Below are 17,245 nucleotides of genomic sequence, written 5' to 3'. Positions count from 1 at the left end.
TCTACGGCCTGTCGCCCAATATCCAGTCCACGATCCCCGGCCAAAGTGTGTCGCGGAAGCGGGAGCGGAAGAATCCGAGGTGGCCGATCGGTTGCCCGCCGGCGTTTTCAGGTGACAGCCAGCGATCTGTTATGTCGGCATTGACGTAGTGCTTCATAAGCGCCTCGATGGCTCTGGGCGTTCCCCACGGGTCGTCCGTCATGCCGACCGACAGGATTGGCGCGCGAACGGTCGCATAGCCGGCCCGTGCACCGACCTTCGGGTCGTCGAAAAAATACTCGGGATGGAAACACCATCTGGCCCAGTCACGGAATACAGTGGCCGGAAATGGTTCGCCCAGGCCCATCCAGCGGGCCGTTCGGCCCAGTACCGCGGTTACCGGCAGCCCGACCATGTGCATCATGACCAGATTTTGCCAGGGCGTGTCGGTGTTGCGCCAATAGCCCGACAGGCAGGCAATCATGCAATAGCGCTCGAAGCGTTCCGGCATCCCGCAAATTCCGAGTGCCTGACCGCCAAATGACTGGCCGACGCCGACCATCGGATGGCCGGGCGCTTCTTCATCCAGCCTGAGCATTGCCGCCGGCATGTCGAAATGGGCCCAATCACGCATGCTAATGCGGCCTTTGAAACCAAAGGGAGGCGGCGAATCCGGCAGGCCGCGATAATCATAGATCAACGCCGCCCGGCTTCCCCTGGCAACGAGCTCGCGGGCAAAGGCGCTGTAGAAGCCGCGCGGCGCTCCCGTGGCGGACGAAATCAGGACCAGTGGTCCGTTGTTGACGGGCCGACCCGGACGTGTTGAGAAGAGTGTCCCCGCCAGAATGTAGCGATCTGCCGTTGCAAACTGGATATCAGTCTGGTCGATATCCGCATCGTTACGTGGTCTCATTACCGATTCCACTTTGTTTTCTGCAGCTTGCGCCGAGATGCTCATTGAAAGTACCCGGTAATCCGGCTCCTGATATCGCTGATTTGTTCAAAGATACCATTTACGTTTACGTCAAAGTCAATAGTTTTTGATGCTGGTGGCTTGAAGAATTCTGCACGCCCTATATAGCGGACTGACTGAATCTGGAGTCCGACTGCAATGACGCTTGCCGCCGACAATCGGGATAATCATCCGCAACCCGATCACCTTATTGCCTATTTCGGATATGGCTCACTGGTGAACAGGGATACGTTGCGCACGGACTATGTTCACGCGCAACCGGTTCGGCTGCATGGCTGGCGGCGCTGCTGGCGGCCGCGGATGCATGGAGACCCGATCCGTTCCGGCAAACCGACATCGTTGCTGAGCGCGCGGCAGATGGCCGGCAGCGTGATCGAGGGGCTGCTGGTTTTTGACAGGGTTTCCAATCTGCCTTGCGTTGATGAACGCGAAGCCACATACGACCGCGTTCGCGTGCCGCTTGACCGGCTGGAGGTCATCGACGGCAAGCTGCCCGATTGCCGGGTCTATGTCTATGAAGCGCAAACAAACAGCGCATCCCATGATCCACACCATCCAATCCTTCAATCCTATCTGGACGCCGTGTTGCAAGGATTCCTGAATGAATTCGGCAGGCAGGGGGTGCATGATTTCTTAGATTCGACGGACGGTTTTGAGCGGACTGTGCACGCCGACAGGCATGATCCCATCTACCCGCGCTCGGTGACCCTGTCTTTGGAGGAAAGAACGTTCATTGATACTCTGCTGGAGGAACGCGGAACGCGTTTTGTCTAGGCTGCCGTTGCGGGTGGGGCCGGGGGATTTCAATGACTTTGCTGCTCGCCAAGATACTGTCCACAATCCTAATCGTGCTCGTTCTTTCGAGCATTGCGGAAAGGGCGGGTCCGGCGCTGGCAGGCACTCTGGCCGGCATTCCGCTTGGAGTGGCAATCGTCTTCTTTTTCATCGGAATTGAGCAGGGACCGTATTTTGTCACGGATGCGGCGCCTTACACGATCGCCGGCTTTGCGGCGACGCTCTGTTTCAACCTGGCTTACTGGTTCGTATCGAGCCGCGTGCATAGATACCAGTTTGCCGCAGCAACCGTCAGTGCACTTATATTCTTCCTGATTGTGGCGTTCGCCACGACACAGATATCACTCAACGTGTGGTCGGCAACTTTGCTTGTCGCGGTTGTTGCCGTTCTTTCAATGATCGCGATGCGTTCGCATGACGAAACCAAGATCGACAAGCGGCTGAAAATGACCTGGATTGTTATGGCGCTGCGCGCCGGCATCGCAGTTGCCGTTGTTCTGGCGGTCACCGGGCTGGCACAGACGATCGGTCCGGAATGGGCCGGTCTGCTTGCCGGATTTCCAATCACTTTGTTTCCGCTCCTGATCATCATGCATATAAGCTATTCAGCCGAAGACGCCGGCACCGTTCTCAAGGCATTTCCATACGGTCTTCCAAGTCTCGTCGTGTTTGTTCTTTGCGCGTGGGCGGTGTTCGAGCCGCTCGGCGTTCCGCTCGGGTTCATCGTATCGCTGATGGTCTCGGTATTGTGGCTGGTCGCGCTTTTCGTTCTGAAAAGCCGATGGAGAGACATGCAGGACCTTTCAGGCGACTGAATTTCGTCATCATCGGCTGGTTGGTGTAAGCTGAGAGATTGCCGGCGTTAATGTTGCTGGCAATTGGCGGCGATTGCGGCTATAAGCCCGCCGTTGAGGCGAGATGAACGCCCGAATTGTACCAACGCAGGTGAGTAAAATGGCACAGAATTGGACACCGGAAAGCTGGCGCAACAAGCCAATCCTCCAGGTCCCGGAATATCCGGACCAGGCAGCATTGGAAAATACGGAGAAGCGTCTCGCTTCCTATCCGCCGCTGGTTTTTGCAGGTGAAGCACGGCAGTTGCGTGACCGCCTGGCCGATGTTGCCAATGGCAAGGGCTTCCTGCTGCAGGGCGGCGATTGCGCCGAAAGCTTTGCCGAGCATGGTGCAGACAATATCCGGGACTTCTTCCGCGTGTTTTTGCAGATGGCTGTCGTGCTGACATTTGGCGCGCAGCAGCCGGTAGTGAAAATCGGCCGAATTGCCGGCCAGTTTGCCAAACCGCGCTCATCCAACATCGAGAACAAGGATGGGGTAGAGCTTCCAAGCTACCGTGGCGATATCATCAACGGCATTGAGTTTGATGAGGCATCGCGTATTCCCGATCCACAACGTCAGGTCATGGCCTATCGCCAGTCGGCGGCCACGCTGAATCTGCTGCGAGCCTTCGCGCAGGGTGGCTATGCCAATCTGGAAAACGTTCACCAGTGGATGCTGGGCTTCGTCAAGGACAGCCCGCAGGCAGAGCGCTACCGCAAACTTGCCGACCGCATTTCCGAGACCATGGATTTCATGCGGGCCGTCGGCATCACTGCCGAAAATCACGCGCGGCTGCGCGAGACGGAATTCTTCACCAGCCACGAGGCGTTGCTGCTTGGCTACGAGCAGGCGCTGACGCGCACGGATTCGACCTCCGGCGACTGGTACGGCACGTCCGGCCACATGATCTGGATCGGCGACCGGACGCGCCAGCCCGACCATGCCCATGTCGAATACTGCCGTGGCATCAAGAATCCGCTCGGCCTCAAATGCGGCCCGTCCATGGAACCTGACGGTCTTTTGGAACTTATCGATCTGCTCAATCCGGAAAACGAACCGGGCCGGCTGACGCTGATCGCCCGTTTCGGCCATGACAAGGTTGCCGATCACCTGCCGCAGCTTATCCGCGCCGTCGAGCGCGAGGGCAAGAAGGTGGTCTGGTCGTGCGATCCGATGCACGGCAATACGATCACGCTCAACAGCTACAAGACACGTCCGTTCGAGCGCGTTCTGTCGGAGGTCGAAAGTTTCTTCCAGATTCACCGCGCAGAAGGCACACACCCGGGCGGCATTCACGTCGAAATGACCGGTAAGGACGTGACCGAATGCACAGGTGGTGCGCGAACGGTAACAGCGGAAGATCTTTCCGACCGCTATCACACGCATTGCGATCCGCGTCTCAATTCCGATCAGGCGCTTGAACTTGCGTTCCTGGTTGCCGAGTTGATGAAAGGCGGACGCGACGAGGAAACAAGAGTGGCCGCCGCCGGCTGATCCCGAAATGGTGACATGAACATGAAAAAGGGCAGGGGCCTTCGCGTTCCTGCCCTTTTTAGTGATCGACACACCGTTAAAAGCAATCAGCTGGTTCGAGGCGCTGATTGTTCAACTCCATTCACAGCTGCATCAAAACAATTGTCTTGTCTGCGGCCGCTCAAGCTGCATTGCTTGACCGGATGAAAGGAGGCATTCATGACAAAGCTCCACAAGGGATCGTGCCTGTGCCGCGGCATTGAATATACGGCCGAAGGGCCGCTTAGAAGTGTCATTGCCTGTCACTGTACCCAGTGCCGCAAGCAGTCAGGCCACTATTTTGCAGCGACAAATGTGCCGGATGAACGTCTTTCCATAACGGGATTTCAGAACCTGAAATGGTATCATGCCTCTGACGATGCCAAACGCGGGTTCTGCAAAAAATGCGGCTCGACCCTTTTCTGGAAGCACAGCAATGACCCCTTTACCTCTGTTCTCGCCGGAAGTCTGGATGGCGAGACAGGCCTGACAATCGAAAAGCACATTTTCTGCGCCGACAAGGGCGACTATTATGAGATCACTGACGGGTTGCCGCAGTATCCATAAGGACGTGTTTCAGCCCGATCGCTTTCGCCTATCCGCCGACCAGGCAGAGCCTGCTGGCATCAAGATCCAGAGAGACCTTGCTGCCGACGGGGTAAAAGTCACCCATCGTGTTGTCGACGACAAAAAGATCTGAAACTGCGGTGTGGATCGTGTATTGCACCTGATTGCCCAGATAGGCGGCATATCCGACCTCGCCGGACAACCCGCCATTTTTCACATATGGCGTCAGACGGACAGCGTGAGGCCTGATTACCAGCCGCGAACCGGGCGGCGCCTGGTTATTAACGGGTAGCTGGTATTTGCTGGCGCCAATCTCCACTTCGGCGAGCCCGTCGCTCAAATTGCGCACTTCGCAATCGACGACATTGGCATCACCAATAAAGTCCGCAATGAACTCGGATGAAGGGCGCTGATACAGATCGTGCGGCGAACCGATCTGCTCGATTTCGGCATTGCGCATGACGATGATCTGGTCGGAAACGGCCATTGCCTCCTCCTGATCATGCGTGACATAGACAACCGTGATGCCCAGCTTTTGCTGGATTGCCCGAATGTCCTCGCGCACGCTGCGGCGAAGTTTTGCATCGAGATTTGAAAGCGGTTCGTCCAAAAGCAGCACTTCCGGCTCGAGAACGACGGCGCGGGCGACGGCGACACGCTGCTGCTGACCGCCGGAGAGTTCACTCGGAAGCCTTTCCCCGAAGCCATCAAGGCCCACCATTGCGAGCGCATCCAGTGCCTTTTCCGTTGCTTCGGCGGCGGGAACGGAACTGACGGTCAACCCGTATTTGACATTCTCCATGACCGACATATGCGGAAACAGCGCATAGGACTGAAAAACCATCGACACGTTGCGGTAGGTTGCCGTCAAGTCGGTCACGTCCTTGCCGCCGATGATGATCTTTCCGGCGCTGGCCATCTCAAGACCGGCGATAAGCCGCAAGGTCGTCGTTTTTCCGCAGCCGCTGGGGCCGAGCAGGGTTATCAGCCTGCCGGATTGCAGGTCCAGCGACAGGCTTTTGAGTGCAGTTACCTGACCGTATTTCTTGACGACATTTTCAAATCGTATTGAACCGACAATGTTGTTGTCTGTCATTTGTTTCTCCCGGCGGGTTGGAGTGTCAATATGCGGGGTTTTGACGAGACCGACTTCTGCAGGCGGTTTTGCCGGCGCAGGCGACGCTGGCCGATAAGCAGTTGAAGCAGCAGGATCGCGCTCAGCATGGTGATGATCAGGACGGTGGAATAGGCGATGGCAAGGCCGAATTCGCCGTTCTCGACCCGTCCGACAATGAAAGAGGTCGCCATGTTGTGCTTGGCGCTGACGAGAAAGATAACCGCGCTGACCGACGTGATTGCGCGCACGAAACTATAGGTCAAAGCTGCCAGCATTGCCGGTCCCAACAAAGGAGCGATGACCCGGCGGACGGTGGTGAAGCTGTTGGCGCCGAGGGTAATCGACGCTTCATCGAAGCTTTTGTCGAGCTGCGACATTGCCGCAATCCCACCGCGCACCCCAACGGGCATGTTTCTGAATACAAAGACGATGATCAGAATGATGCTGGTGCCGGTCAGTTCGATCGGCGGAACGTTGAAGGCCATGATATAGCTCACGCCGATGACCGTGCCCGGAATGGCAAAACTCAGCATCGTGCCGAATTCAAAAGCGTTTTTTCCGGCAAAGTTCTGCCTGACGAGCAAATAGGCCGTCGCAAGGCCCACCAGCGCTGTCAGAGGGGCGGCAATCGTGGAGATGGTGAGCGTGGTGAAGTAGCTGTCCCAGGCGACACCGGTCCATCGGATCCCGTTGGACAAATCGATCGAAAAAGCCCGCAGATAATGATCAAGCGTGAAGCTGTTGTCATAGCCCCACAGTTTGACGAAGCTGCCGAACAGGATCATGCCGTAGACGATGGCGGTAAATGCCGCCCATGGAAGTGCGGTTGCGTAGCAGGCTGTTCTGACTGCAGGGCTGAGGGCCGAATGCTGACCGGAATCCGCCTTGCCCGTGACCGTCGTGTAGGATCGCTTGCCGATCCAGCGTCGCTGGATAACAAACGCGCAGAGCGTCAGGCAAAGCAAAGCCATCGCGAGAATGGCGGCCTTGGCCGGATCCGCGACCGCGCCGACGATGGCGAAATAGATCTCGGTCGAAAGAACATTGAAGTTTCCGCCGAGAACCAGCGGGTTTCCAAAATCGGCCAGGCTCTCGATAAATCCCAATAGGAATGCGTTTGCAAGACCCGGCCGCATAAGCGGAAGTGAAACCCGCCGGAAGGTTTGCCAACGATCCGCATGGAGTGTCTGAGATGCTTCTTCCATGGACGGGCTTATGCCTTCGACGACGCCAATCAGCACCAGAAAAGCTATCGGCGTAAATGACAGCATCTGCGCCAGATAGATGCCCCAGAAGCCGTATATCCACCTGGTCTTTTCCATGCCGAGCAGATCGGCAAAGATTTCCGTCACGGCGCCTGCTCGACCAAACATCAGAATCAGGGCAAGGCCGATAACGAATGGCGGTGTAATGATCGGTATCACCGTCAGCACGCGCAAAAGGCGTTTGGCGCGGAACTCGGTTCTGGTGAAAATCAGGGCGAATGCAAGTCCAAGCAGGGTTGTTCCTGCACCTGTCATTACGGCAAGCAGAACGGAATTGACCGCCGGACCGCATGATCCGGCGCCAATCACGCATTTCAAGCTCCATATGTCGGATGAAAAAAACCTCGCAAAGAAGCCGGATAACGCGTAGCTGCCATCCGGCAGCTCAAATGCCCGGATCAGGATGTGGCCGACCGGAAAAAACACGAATATGCCGACCAGCGCGATGATGAGGCCGATCAACCCGACGACAAAGGCATCCCCGCCTTTTCCTAATGACGACACAGCGGTGGTGAGGACAAACAACAGGGCAATCATAGTGACGGCTGATCCGACGCCAAAGCCTGCCTGAGCGGGAACGACAGCAGGTTGCAATACCGCTCCAAAAGACGTCGGAGCGAACCCTTGGAACACCATCAGAAGCAGTCCGATCCCCGATATTGTAATTAAAGCCCGCGCCCTGACAGCCGGCATGCTGAACAGCATCAGGGATATGGCTGATGCAGCCAATGCGATGCCGGCGGGAGTGAGTGAAATGCGGCGCTGGAAAAGTGCTTGAAAAAGGGCGGGTGCTGTTTCGCCGGTGCCGAAATTCTGTATCCAGGAAAACGACCAGAAGCCGTCTTCGACCATGAACCAGGGCAGCAGGCAATAGCCGAACAGGCCCACAAGCAGCCAAAGGCTTGTCGTGCGTACCATGTTATTTCCTTGTGAATCAAAGCGACCGGCAAAGATGCGGTCAATTCCCGGAGCGCGCTTGGGAGTTTTCGCGCTCCGGCCGCCGGCTTAATTGCTTGCCGGCTTCACTTCCTTGTCCCATCGGGCGAGAAGACGCTCGCGCGTGTCGGATGCGCCATAGGTCGCAAAATCGTAGTCGATCAGCTTGATCGATGCGAGGTCAGGCGATTCGGGCGCCACCGTTGCCCGGCTGTTTGATGGGACGTTGTAGGTGCCGACTTCGGGACCGCGTGACTGTGCGTCGGCACTCAGCACGAAGTCCACCCAGCGCTTGGCGGCATCGATGTTTTTCGCGCCCTTGATGATGCTGACACCGCCAACCTCGTAACCGGTTCCCTCGCATGGCGAGACGATCTTGAGCGGAAAGCCCGCCTTGGCGAGTTTCACCATGTCATGCATGAAGCCGATCGAAATGGTGGTTTCCCCGCGGGCGGCTGCCTTGCTTGGAGCCGATCCTGACTTTGTATACTGGTTGATGTTCTTTCCTATTTCGGCAAGCAGCCGGAAAGCCTCGTCTTCTCCGAACAACTGGACGAATGTTGCCAGCTCCGTATAGGCGGTGCCGGAGCTGTTCGGGTTGGCGACCTGGATTTCACCCTTGTAGGAAGGATCGGCGAGATCTTTCCAGCAGACAGGCGGAGCCAGACCCTTTTCCGAAAGCACATCGGCGTTATAGGCAATGCCGAGGGCGCCGGCATGGATACCGACTGTTTTTCCGCCCGAAATCTCGGACATATTGACCGACCAGCCCAGGAGTTGCGACGTGTCGGCGCCCGATGGCTGCGTCAAGTCCTCGGCAGCCGCGATCAGATGCGGATCGCCGGTGCCGCCCCACCAGACATCGATCTTGGGATTGCTTGCCTCGGCGCGGACCTGTGCAAGGGTTTCACCGGTGCTTTTACGCACCATCGCGACGTCAATGCCGGTCTCGCCTTCGAAGGCGTTGGCCATCAGATCGCACCAGTCCTGCTCATTGCTGCAAACAACATTGAGCTGTTCAGCCGATAGCGCCTGTTGGCTCGTAATCGCCAGACCCAATATGGCCAGACTTACACCCAGTTTGATTTTCATCGTGTCCTCCACTTTATGATGATCCGGCTCACGCCGTAAGGGGCAGGGAGCCAGTCAATGGCAGCTCCAAAACCCGCGATCATCAGTCTAGGTGCCGTCTTCGGCGACGATCCAGCACTCGACTGTTAACACAAAAACCAGCGTGTTCTTTCCGGTTTCAATATTTACACTCGCAGTTAATCGGCTGAAATAATTGTAACAATTGAAACGGAAAACCCCGAAATCAGCGGTGCCGCCGGAGCGGCGAAGCGGGTATGGTACACTGTGCCGCAATCCAAGCTAATACTGGGAGGTTTCGCTGCGGATGGAGGAATCCGGGCAGGAAATAACCGACGTGCACTCGGCCGCAAGTCTCATCGCAATCATTGATGATGACCCGGACGTGCGTGATGCGCTGGCAATGCTGCTTCAGGAGCATGGCTACGCGGCGGCACCGTTTGCCGGAGGCCGCGAGTTCCAGGCATTTGCGCGAAAGCAGGATATTCGGCTGGCGATTGTTGATCTGCGATTGAGTGGTGAAAGCGGATTGAGCATTGTGCATGACATTCGTGCCAACCTTGCGTTTCCGGTCATCATGCTGACTGGAACCGGAGACGAGGTGGACAGGATTGTCGGCCTTGAGACCGGCGCCGATGACTATGTCATGAAACCCTATAATCCGCGTGAGCTTATCGCGCGTATCCGCGCGGTGCTGCGGAGGTATTCCCAAACCCATTCCGAACCGGCGCTGAGTGAACAGGCGGATTCCGAAGAGGTTGTCCGTTTCGGGCAGTTCTTTGTCGACATGGGGCAACGCTGCCTTTGCAGGAATGAAGGCGAGGAGATACCGCTCACAAACTCGGAATTCCGGCTGCTTGAGTTCTTCGTCAAAAACCCCAACCGGGTCATTGAGCGTGAGCTGCTGCTGGATGTCCTCGGCAGCGATCTGTCGCGTTATGTCGACAGGACCATTGATGTGCTGATTTTGAGGCTGCGGAGAAAAATCGAGCCGGTTCCGTCAAAGCCGGTTCATTTACAGACCCGCCGGGGCCTTGGATACATATTTGTGACCGATGCGCAGTAGGATTTTCAGGAAAGCCACGAGGCTGCTGCCAAGAAGCGGTCCCCTGGCGACAATCCGGGTTCGGCTGCTGCTGGCGGTTTCCACGCTTACCGTGGCAACTTTGCTGATTGGCGCCATCGCTCTTTTCTGGCTCGAGCGGGCCGATACACGTCTGGAAAGCCTGCATCAGGAAACCCTGACGGTTGTGGCCCGTTCCCTCGACCTGGTCAGGCGTTCCTCCGATCTGGCTACAACGGCACCCTTTCTTTTGAGTTTGCGCTCTTCCTACATGGTCGAGGGGGAGGCTTCGGCGCTCGTTGATCAGTTTTCCGGGATTGAGAAGTTGTGGGAGAACCTGCCCGGCGAGCGAAACGCCCGGCTCGTTCCTGCCGCCCTTACCGAAAAGGTCAATCCACTTTTGGCGACTTTACAGTCCGATATTGCCGATCTTGCGAAAATATCCGGCCGGCTTGCCGGCGCCGACGACAGAGCCAGGCTGATCTCAGGGCAATTGCGGGTGCTGGAGCGAACACTCGATGAACAGATCGCGTTGGCAGACGGCGGTCAAATTTCGGAAAGCCGGTACCTGCGTTCGATGCAGACCATGGCCAATATCCTGATTGCTGCAAACGGGTCCGAGAACCTGCTCGGGCTCGGAGAATACCGACGACGGTTCGTGCAACTGTCCGACCGTGCCGAAAGGCTGGACAAACCGAATGACGGTGGAGACAAATTCGGGGAACTTCTGAGACTGGCCAACGGTGCCGATGGGTTGTTCGCGCTCAAGCATAAAGCGCTCACGCTGCGCCTGGACGCCAACAACATGCTTCGGCGAATTGGAAAAAATGCGAATGACTTCAATGACCTGATTGCTGGTCTTGTTCAGGAGGGCGAGCAGCAGATACAGCGAAATCGCACACGTACCGCCGGTTTCATCCGGTTCGCGCAAATCGTCATCATTGCCATCTGTCTCGCGAGCGTGGCGCTTGCGCTGGCCTCCGCCCTTTATGTGTCGCGATATGTCGCCAGACACATAAATTCCATATCAACGGCAATGGAAAGGCTTGCAGACGGCGATTATTCGGCTGCTTTGCCGCGTGCATCCAACCGGCGGGACGAGATCGCGAAATTCCTTCAATCGTTCCGCGTCTTCCGAGCCAACGCTCTCAGGCTGGACCGTTTGAACAGGCAGCACCGCCAGAAAACCGCGTTGCTGGAGACGACGTTTGACAGTATCGCAGACGGCATCGCCATCAGCGACGGAAACGACCGACTCGAGACCTGGAATCCCCAACTCGCAAATGTGCTGAACCTGGGAGAGGACACGCTGGCGCGCGGCACTTCGATGTCCGATGTTCTTGGACTGTCTCGGTTCCGTAATCCGGGAGAGCAAGAGGCAAAGGCGCCGTCGGACTTCGGCACCTACACCGAACTTGCTGACGGTGAGGGACACTATGTCGAGATCAGACGCAGCAATCTTCCCGGCGGCGGTGCGATATGGCTCTTTTCGGACGTGACCGAACGGAAACGGATCGAGGAAAAGCTGAGAAAAATCCGCCATCTGGAAAGCCTGGGACAGTTGACCGGCGAGGTGGCACATGACTTCAACAACATCCTGACCTCAGTTGCCAGCAACATCCATCTTTTGAGCGGGAAAGAGCCACGGGATACTCGGGACCAGCGGATCCTGGATCGGACAACCGCTGCCCTGGAAATCGGAACGTCGCTGACACAACGCCTTCTCGCTTTCTCCAGAAAACAGGTTCTCGCGCCGGAAACGGTCGAATTGAACGAGCTTGTGTCCGGCATGTCCGAACTGATCTCGTTCAGCCTTGGACGTGACATCGAACTGAAAACAGAATATTCGCCTGACCGTCTTTATGTCAGCATTGACCCCGGACAATTGGAGAGCGCTCTTCTCAACCTCAGCCTCAACAGTCGTCATGCCATCACGGGCAGGGGAACGGTGATACTGCAACTCGAAAAGACCGGCGACGGAGGAGCATCAATATCAATCGTCGATGATGGGTGCGGCATGTCCGAGGACGTTCTTGAGCGGGCGCTGGAGCCGTTTTTTTCCACACGCCGCGGCATGCAGGGTTCCGGTCTGGGTTTGAGTTCGGTGTTTGGCTTCATCAAGCAATCCGGTGGCGAGATGAACATTGAAAGCACGCAAGACAAAGGAACGCGTGTGACACTGACACTACCGCTTTGTCCGGAAAAGGACGCCGCACAACCGATCCGTATCAACAGCGGAGCCGAAACCGTCCTGCTGGTGGAGGACGATGCGCAGACGCTGGAGCAGACATCGGCAATCCTAAGAACGCTGGGCAGGAAGGTGGTCGGACTTGGCACCTACGCCGCGGCAAGTGATTTTCTGCGAGATGACCGAGGCTATGACGTTCTGGTGACGGATTTGCAGCTTGATGATGGAGCATCGGGCTGGGAACTTGTCCGCGAAAGTCTTCAACGAGAAGGCAATCAGAGAATAATCGTAACGTCCGGCGGCGGTGGCGGCGAGCCGAACATTCCGGCAGACCTCGTGGGAAAGGTCGTTTTTGTGGCCAAGCCGCTTACGACCGCGATCTTCGAGAAGATATTAGCCGCAAAGCCGCCGGCAAATGAACGTGACGGGACAATTCAACAGGAGCCCAGGAATGAGCGATCCGCATAATTCATCCGCCTATGTATCCGGCCAGTCGGATATTCGTCCGTGGGGGCGCTGGCTGGTTGTCGATACGGGAGAGGAATTCGCGGTCAAGCGCATTGAGGTCGAACCCGGTCAGCGGCTGTCCTTGCAGTATCACACCTATCGTTCCGAGCACTGGATTATCGTCGGCGGGCGGGGTGTTGTGTCGATTAACGGCGATGAGTTGGATGTGCAGCCCGGAAGTTATGTATTTATTCCAAGGAGCGCCACACACCGGGTTCACAACACCGGCAAAGAGACGCTGATATTTCTGGAAGTGCAGACAGGCGCAAAATTATCGGAGTCCGACATTGTCCGCCTGGAAGATGACTATGAGAGGTGAACCTGTTTGTATGCGCTTAGGGTGGCGTTCACAAATGCTGGAAGATGTGTGCAGGAAATGCTGACTTCCGTTTGATGGAGATGGCGCTAGTTCATGGGCAAAGAGGAATGCCCATGTCTGTTCTGTCATCGCTGTTCATCTCGCACGGTTCGCCCGACATCGTTATCACCGACACCGCAGCACGGGCATTTCTGCAGGAGTTTGCCGACAGGGGGCCGCGTCCTGAGGCTATTGTCGTTGTCAGTGCGCATTTCGAAGCAGGTGGTGTTGCAATCACGGGTGACGAGCATCCCTGCACGGTTCACGATTTTGGCGGCTTTGCTCCGGAGCTCTACAAGATGAAATATTCGGCTCCGGGCTCTCCGGCGCTTGCAGACCGTTTGGCATGCATGTTGCGCAATGCGGGGCTGCCCGCAGGCGTGATTTGCGATCAGGGTTTTGATCACGGTACATGGGCACCGCTCAGTCTTATGTATCCGAAGGCTGACATCCCGGTGGTGCAGGTTTCCGTCGATCCGCATGCGGGGCCGCTGCATCACTACCGGCTCGGTCAAGCGCTCGAACCAGTGCGCAAAGACAAGGTCCTTGTCATGGGATCCGGATCAATGACCCACAATCTGAAGAAAGCATTTGCCGCTCTGCGTTGCGGTGAGCGCAATGCCGCGACACCGCCATGGGTAGTGCAGTTTGTTGATTGGATGGACAGCAAGATCAGGTCAGGGGACATGGATGCTCTGCTGGCCTATCGCGACCGGGCGCCGTTTGCCGTTGAGAACCATCCGACCGAGGAACACCTGCTGCCGCTGTTTTGCGCAATCGGCGCGGCCGGCGAGAACTGGAGCGCGCGAAGGCTTCACAGTTCGTGCGATTTCGGCGTCCTGTCGATGGATGCTTATGCCTTCAACTGATAGCGTTGTGCCGGGTTGAATTTGATTCGGGGGAACCCAGGTGAACAGGATCCTGCGGGCACTGCAACATTCCTGGAACGGGCTAATCCACGCGGGCACCAGCGAAACCGCGTTTCGTCAGGAAGTTGCGGTGCTGGTCGTTGCATTGCCGGTCGGTTACTGGCTTGCCGACAGTGTCCTGATTTATCTTCTGCTTGTCGGTTCGCTCATCCTGCTTCTTATCGTCGAGCTTTTGAACACCGCTATCGAAGCCATTTGCGACGGCTTGTCCCAGGATTACATGGACGAGATCAAAATAGCGAAGGACTGCGGCTCGGCAGCTGTAACGCTGACCATTTTTCTCGCCGCAGCCGTCTGGCTCGTAGCGCTGGCTTTGAAGGCGGGCCTTGTTGCATGAATGCGAAGCCGGATGGCACTCTCGTATCGCGCACCAAGGGCTTCAACGGCAACTATCGCAACCCCGGGTATAACTTTTGTGCGACGTGAAGTGCCGGCAGGTCCCGCGGTTGATGTAAATACACGGGATTGCCTTGCCCAGCATTGCACGATACATGGCAAATCATGAGCGATAATTCAGAACTGACCGACATCGTCCGCATCGCGGTCGTCCAGCAGAACCCCACAATGGGGGATATTGCCGGCAATCTGGAACTGGCGCGGGAGGCACGGGCCGATGCCGCCCGGCAGGGTGCGGACCTTGTCCTGTTCACCGAGCTATTCCTGTCCGGTTATCCGCCAGAGGATCTGGTTCTCAAGCCGGCCTTCCTGAGGGCCTGCGATCGCGCTTTGAATACGCTTGCGCAGGAGACGGCGGACGGCGGCCCTGGTGTTGTCATCGGTGTTCCAAGGCAAAATGGCGATGGCCGCTTCAATGCGGTCGCACTGCTCGATGGCGGAAAAATCGTCGCCGAGCGCTATAAGGTGGATCTTCCTAACTATAGTGAGTTCGACGAAAAACGGGTCTTTGAAGCCGGTCCGATGCCAGGTCCTGTGAACTTTCGCGGTATCCGCCTCGGCCTGCCCATCTGTGAGGATATCTGGGGCGATCTGGATGTTTGCGAAACGCTTGCCGAAACCGGAGCCGAGATTCTTCTCGTCGCCAATGGCTCACCCTACTACCGTGAAAAGATCGATGTGCGTCAACAGGTGGTCTTAAGGCAGATTATCGAATGCGGGCTGCCAATTGTCTTTGCCAACCAGCTCGGCGGACAGGATGAGCTCGTATTCGATGGCGCCAGCTTTGCGATGAATGCCGACAAGTCGCTCGCCTTCCAGATGAGCCAGTTCGAGGCGCAGGTGTCCGTCACCACGTGGCGCCGCGGTGATGACGGCTGGGCCTGCACAGAGGGGCCGATGGTACAGATCCCGGACCGGGAAGAGGCCGACTACCGCGCCTGCATGCTGGGGTTGCGTGATTACGTCAATAAAAACGGCTTTTCCAACGTGGTGCTCGGTCTTTCGGGCGGTATCGACAGCGCGCTGTGTGCGGCACTTGCCGTCGACGCGCTTGGCGAGGAGCGTGTACGCACCGTCATGCTTCCCTATCACTACACATCGGATGAATCGCTGAAAGATGCCGAAGACTGCGCGCGGGCTCTTGGCTGCCGCTACGACACTGTGTCGATTATTCAGCCGGTCGAGGGGTTTTCGAGCGCGCTTTCCGATATGTTCGAGGGTACCAATGAAGGCGTCACAGAAGAAAACCTGCAAAGCCGCACACGCGGCACTATCCTGATGGCGATTTCCAACAAGTTCGGTTCGATGGTTGTGACGACGGGCAACAAGTCGGAAATGTCTGTCGGCTATGCGACGCTCTACGGCGACATGAACGGTGGCTTCAACCCGATCAAGGATCTCTACAAGATGCAGGTCTACGGGCTGTCACGCTGGCGCAACAGCCATGTACCGCCCGGCGCATTGGGGCCGTCAGGCGAGGTGATTCCGGTCAATATCATCGACAAGGCGCCATCTGCCGAATTGCGACCGGATCAGACGGACCAGGATTCGCTTCCGGAATATCCCGTGCTCGATGATATTCTCGAATGTCTGGTCGAAAAGGAAATGGATGTTGATGCCATTGTTGAGCGCGGCCATCCGAGGGGCGTTGTAACCCGCATCGAGCATCTTCTTTATATTGCTGAATACAAACGCCGGCAGTCCGCTCCCGGTGTGAAAATTACAAAGAAGAACTTCGGACGGGACCGGCGTTATCCGATCACCAACCGGTTCAGAGACCGGGCTGATTGATGAGCGCCGTCACTGAACGCGCCACGATGTAGAACCCAAGCACACCAAGCGCCAGCAGGAAATAGACTCTAAAGCGCTCCTCCGATGTGCGCCTTCGAATGCGTGTTCCGAGCATCATTCCCGCAAATGTCGGCAACAGTGCGGCAACTGAAACCAGCCCGAGCTCCGCGCTGAGCAGGTTCTGCGTGCCCATGGATATGCTGAGGCCTATCGTAGACAGGGTGAATAGCATGCCAAGGGCCTGAACCAGCTGATCGCGCGGCAGCAGTGTCGACTGCAGATAAACGACACCGGGCATAGTGAAAGCACCGGTTAGCCCGGCCAAAATGCCGCTGATCACGCCCATCACCGGATTGAGCGGTTTTTCAAGCCGTCTTGGCACTACGAATTGTGAGCGTGTCAGGCTCAACACTACATATGTACACAGCAACATTCCGAGGAGTGCGGTCAGGTAGTTCGTGTTTACACGCGACAAAGCGAGTGTGCCGGGCCAGGTGAAGAACATCGTTGGAATGAAGAAAGTCCAGTAGCGCTTAAAGAGCGCGGCAGTGTTGGCGCCGGCAAAACCCTGCCACAAATTCGTTCCGAATGCGGGCACCAGGAAAAGCGCAATGGCTGTGGGAAGACCAACGATGGTGGTCATCAGGCCAATGGCGACGAGCGGCAGACCGAAGCCGACAAATCCCTTGATGAATCCGGCGAGCAGAAAAACCACACAGGCGATAAGCAAAATCGAGGTGTCGGGCATACTGCGCTCTTAGTGGAAATGGCGGGGAATCGTCATGGCGGGGCATGATTACACAACTGGAGTTGGAACGCACGGCACTTGACCGGGATTGTCGATTGGGTGCATAGCATTGCAATAACAACTCCCACAAATGTCGCCGTTCCTCCATTTAATTTTCTCAATTGCGGGAACATTGCGTCCTGAAACCGATGGTCC

At 56.8% G+C, this 17,245-nt stretch carries 15 protein-coding genes; 10 read left to right on the top strand and 5 right to left on the bottom strand.

All coding sequences use genetic code 11. From position 1 onward, the window contains the following. Position 1: 1 nt before the first annotated feature. Positions 2-892: a hypothetical protein gene (locus ABVT35_RS13520; RefSeq protein WP_368467106.1), complete on the bottom strand. Its 891-nt coding sequence runs from the start codon at positions 890-892 to the stop codon at positions 2-4. Positions 893-1,090: 198 nt separating this feature from the next. On the opposite strand from ABVT35_RS13520, the gene ABVT35_RS13515 reads away from it, so the two are divergent. From ABVT35_RS13515 to ABVT35_RS13500, 4 genes are all read left to right on the top strand, one after another. After that, a complete protein-coding gene (locus tag ABVT35_RS13515; protein ID WP_368467105.1) occupies positions 1,091-1,726 on the top strand; it encodes a gamma-glutamylcyclotransferase family protein in 636 nt (211 codons plus the stop codon). A gap of 32 nt (positions 1,727-1,758) precedes the next feature. Then, positions 1,759-2,562, top strand: coding sequence for a hypothetical protein (locus ABVT35_RS13510; protein ID WP_368467104.1), 804 nt, complete (start codon positions 1,759-1,761; stop codon positions 2,560-2,562). A 139-nt stretch (positions 2,563-2,701) separates the two neighbouring features. Next, the gene (locus ABVT35_RS13505) at positions 2,702-4,078 is read left to right on the top strand and encodes a class II 3-deoxy-7-phosphoheptulonate synthase (protein WP_368467103.1); all 1,377 of its coding nucleotides are present in this window, start codon (positions 2,702-2,704) and stop codon (positions 4,076-4,078) included. A 198-nt stretch (positions 4,079-4,276) separates the two neighbouring features. Continuing rightward, complete coding sequence (locus tag ABVT35_RS13500) at positions 4,277-4,663, top strand: GFA family protein (protein ID WP_368467102.1); 387 nt, start codon at positions 4,277-4,279, stop codon at positions 4,661-4,663. 28 nt (positions 4,664-4,691) lie between these two features. Here the strand turns inward: ABVT35_RS13500 and ABVT35_RS13495 are convergent, their stop codons facing one another. The 3 genes from ABVT35_RS13495 to ABVT35_RS13485 form a co-directional block, all read right to left on the bottom strand. Next, a complete protein-coding gene (locus ABVT35_RS13495) occupies positions 4,692-5,759 on the bottom strand; it encodes an ABC transporter ATP-binding protein (RefSeq protein WP_368467101.1) in 1,068 nt (355 codons plus the stop codon). Then, complete coding sequence (locus ABVT35_RS13490; protein ID WP_368467100.1) at positions 5,756-7,963, bottom strand: ABC transporter permease; 2,208 nt, start codon at positions 7,961-7,963, stop codon at positions 5,756-5,758. Before ABVT35_RS13490 ends, ABVT35_RS13495 begins: the two co-directional genes overlap by 4 nt. A gap of 87 nt (positions 7,964-8,050) precedes the next feature. Further along, positions 8,051-9,073, bottom strand: coding sequence for an ABC transporter substrate-binding protein (locus tag ABVT35_RS13485; protein WP_368467099.1), 1,023 nt, complete (start codon positions 9,071-9,073; stop codon positions 8,051-8,053). A 304-nt stretch (positions 9,074-9,377) separates the two neighbouring features. On the opposite strand from ABVT35_RS13485, the gene ABVT35_RS13480 reads away from it, so the two are divergent. The 6 genes from ABVT35_RS13480 to ABVT35_RS13455 all read left to right on the top strand — a co-directional run bounded on the left by ABVT35_RS13480 (position 9,378) and on the right by ABVT35_RS13455 (position 16,302). Then, positions 9,378-10,136 carry a response regulator gene (locus tag ABVT35_RS13480; protein ID WP_368467098.1) on the top strand — a complete coding sequence of 253 codons (759 nt, stop codon included), beginning with the start codon at positions 9,378-9,380 and terminating at the stop codon, positions 10,134-10,136. Further along, entirely contained in the window at positions 10,126-12,789 is a 2,664-nt protein-coding gene (locus tag ABVT35_RS13475; protein WP_368467097.1) for an ATP-binding protein, read from the top strand. The genes ABVT35_RS13480 and ABVT35_RS13475 overlap by 11 nt, the downstream gene beginning before the upstream one ends. After that, on the top strand, positions 12,773-13,147 hold the full coding sequence (locus ABVT35_RS13470) for a phosphomannose isomerase type II C-terminal cupin domain (protein ID WP_368467096.1): 375 nt from the start codon (positions 12,773-12,775) through the stop codon (positions 13,145-13,147). Before ABVT35_RS13475 ends, ABVT35_RS13470 begins: the two co-directional genes overlap by 17 nt. A 113-nt stretch (positions 13,148-13,260) precedes the next feature. Beyond that, entirely contained in the window at positions 13,261-14,055 is a 795-nt protein-coding gene (locus tag ABVT35_RS13465; protein ID WP_368467095.1) for a class III extradiol ring-cleavage dioxygenase, read from the top strand. Positions 14,056-14,095: 40 nt separating this feature from the next. Further along, the gene (locus ABVT35_RS13460; protein WP_368467094.1) at positions 14,096-14,452 is read left to right on the top strand and encodes a diacylglycerol kinase; all 357 of its coding nucleotides are present in this window, start codon (positions 14,096-14,098) and stop codon (positions 14,450-14,452) included. A 164-nt stretch (positions 14,453-14,616) separates the two neighbouring features. Beyond that, entirely contained in the window at positions 14,617-16,302 is a 1,686-nt protein-coding gene (locus ABVT35_RS13455) for an NAD+ synthase (protein ID WP_368467093.1), read from the top strand. Here ABVT35_RS13455 and ABVT35_RS13450 read toward each other — a convergent pair. Then, positions 16,283-17,050, bottom strand: coding sequence for a sulfite exporter TauE/SafE family protein (locus tag ABVT35_RS13450; RefSeq protein WP_368467092.1), 768 nt, complete (start codon positions 17,048-17,050; stop codon positions 16,283-16,285). The two genes, ABVT35_RS13455 and ABVT35_RS13450, sit on opposite strands and share 20 nt — an antisense overlap. Positions 17,051-17,245 lie beyond the last annotated feature (195 nt).

This window comes from Hoeflea sp. TYP-13, assembly GCF_040932035.1.
In the GTDB taxonomy this organism is placed as follows: Bacteria; Pseudomonadota; Alphaproteobacteria; order Rhizobiales; family Rhizobiaceae; genus Hoeflea_A.
This window is presented reverse-complemented; position numbering and strand designations above follow the sequence as displayed.

Bases quoted from the DNA above. Each gene is read 5' to 3' on its own strand.
- ABVT35_RS13520 (WP_368467106.1), bottom strand. From the start codon at position 892: ATGAGACCACGTAACGATGCGGATATCGACCAGACTGATATCCAGTTT.
- ABVT35_RS13515 (WP_368467105.1), top strand. From the start codon at position 1,091: ATGACGCTTGCCGCCGACAATCGGGATAATCATCCGCAACCCGATCAC.
- ABVT35_RS13510 (WP_368467104.1), top strand. From the start codon at position 1,759: ATGACTTTGCTGCTCGCCAAGATACTGTCCACAATCCTAATCGTGCTC.
- ABVT35_RS13505 (WP_368467103.1), top strand. From the start codon at position 2,702: ATGGCACAGAATTGGACACCGGAAAGCTGGCGCAACAAGCCAATCCTC.
- ABVT35_RS13500 (WP_368467102.1), top strand. From the start codon at position 4,277: ATGACAAAGCTCCACAAGGGATCGTGCCTGTGCCGCGGCATTGAATAT.
- ABVT35_RS13495 (WP_368467101.1), bottom strand. From the start codon at position 5,759: ATGACAGACAACAACATTGTCGGTTCAATACGATTTGAAAATGTCGTC.
- ABVT35_RS13490 (WP_368467100.1), bottom strand. From the start codon at position 7,963: ATGGTACGCACGACAAGCCTTTGGCTGCTTGTGGGCCTGTTCGGCTAT.
- ABVT35_RS13485 (WP_368467099.1), bottom strand. From the start codon at position 9,073: ATGAAAATCAAACTGGGTGTAAGTCTGGCCATATTGGGTCTGGCGATT.
- ABVT35_RS13480 (WP_368467098.1), top strand. From the start codon at position 9,378: ATGGAGGAATCCGGGCAGGAAATAACCGACGTGCACTCGGCCGCAAGT.
- ABVT35_RS13475 (WP_368467097.1), top strand. From the start codon at position 10,126: ATGCGCAGTAGGATTTTCAGGAAAGCCACGAGGCTGCTGCCAAGAAGC.
- ABVT35_RS13470 (WP_368467096.1), top strand. From the start codon at position 12,773: ATGAGCGATCCGCATAATTCATCCGCCTATGTATCCGGCCAGTCGGAT.
- ABVT35_RS13465 (WP_368467095.1), top strand. From the start codon at position 13,261: ATGTCTGTTCTGTCATCGCTGTTCATCTCGCACGGTTCGCCCGACATC.
- ABVT35_RS13455 (WP_368467093.1), top strand. From the start codon at position 14,617: ATGAGCGATAATTCAGAACTGACCGACATCGTCCGCATCGCGGTCGTC.
- ABVT35_RS13450 (WP_368467092.1), bottom strand. From the start codon at position 17,050: ATGCCCGACACCTCGATTTTGCTTATCGCCTGTGTGGTTTTTCTGCTC.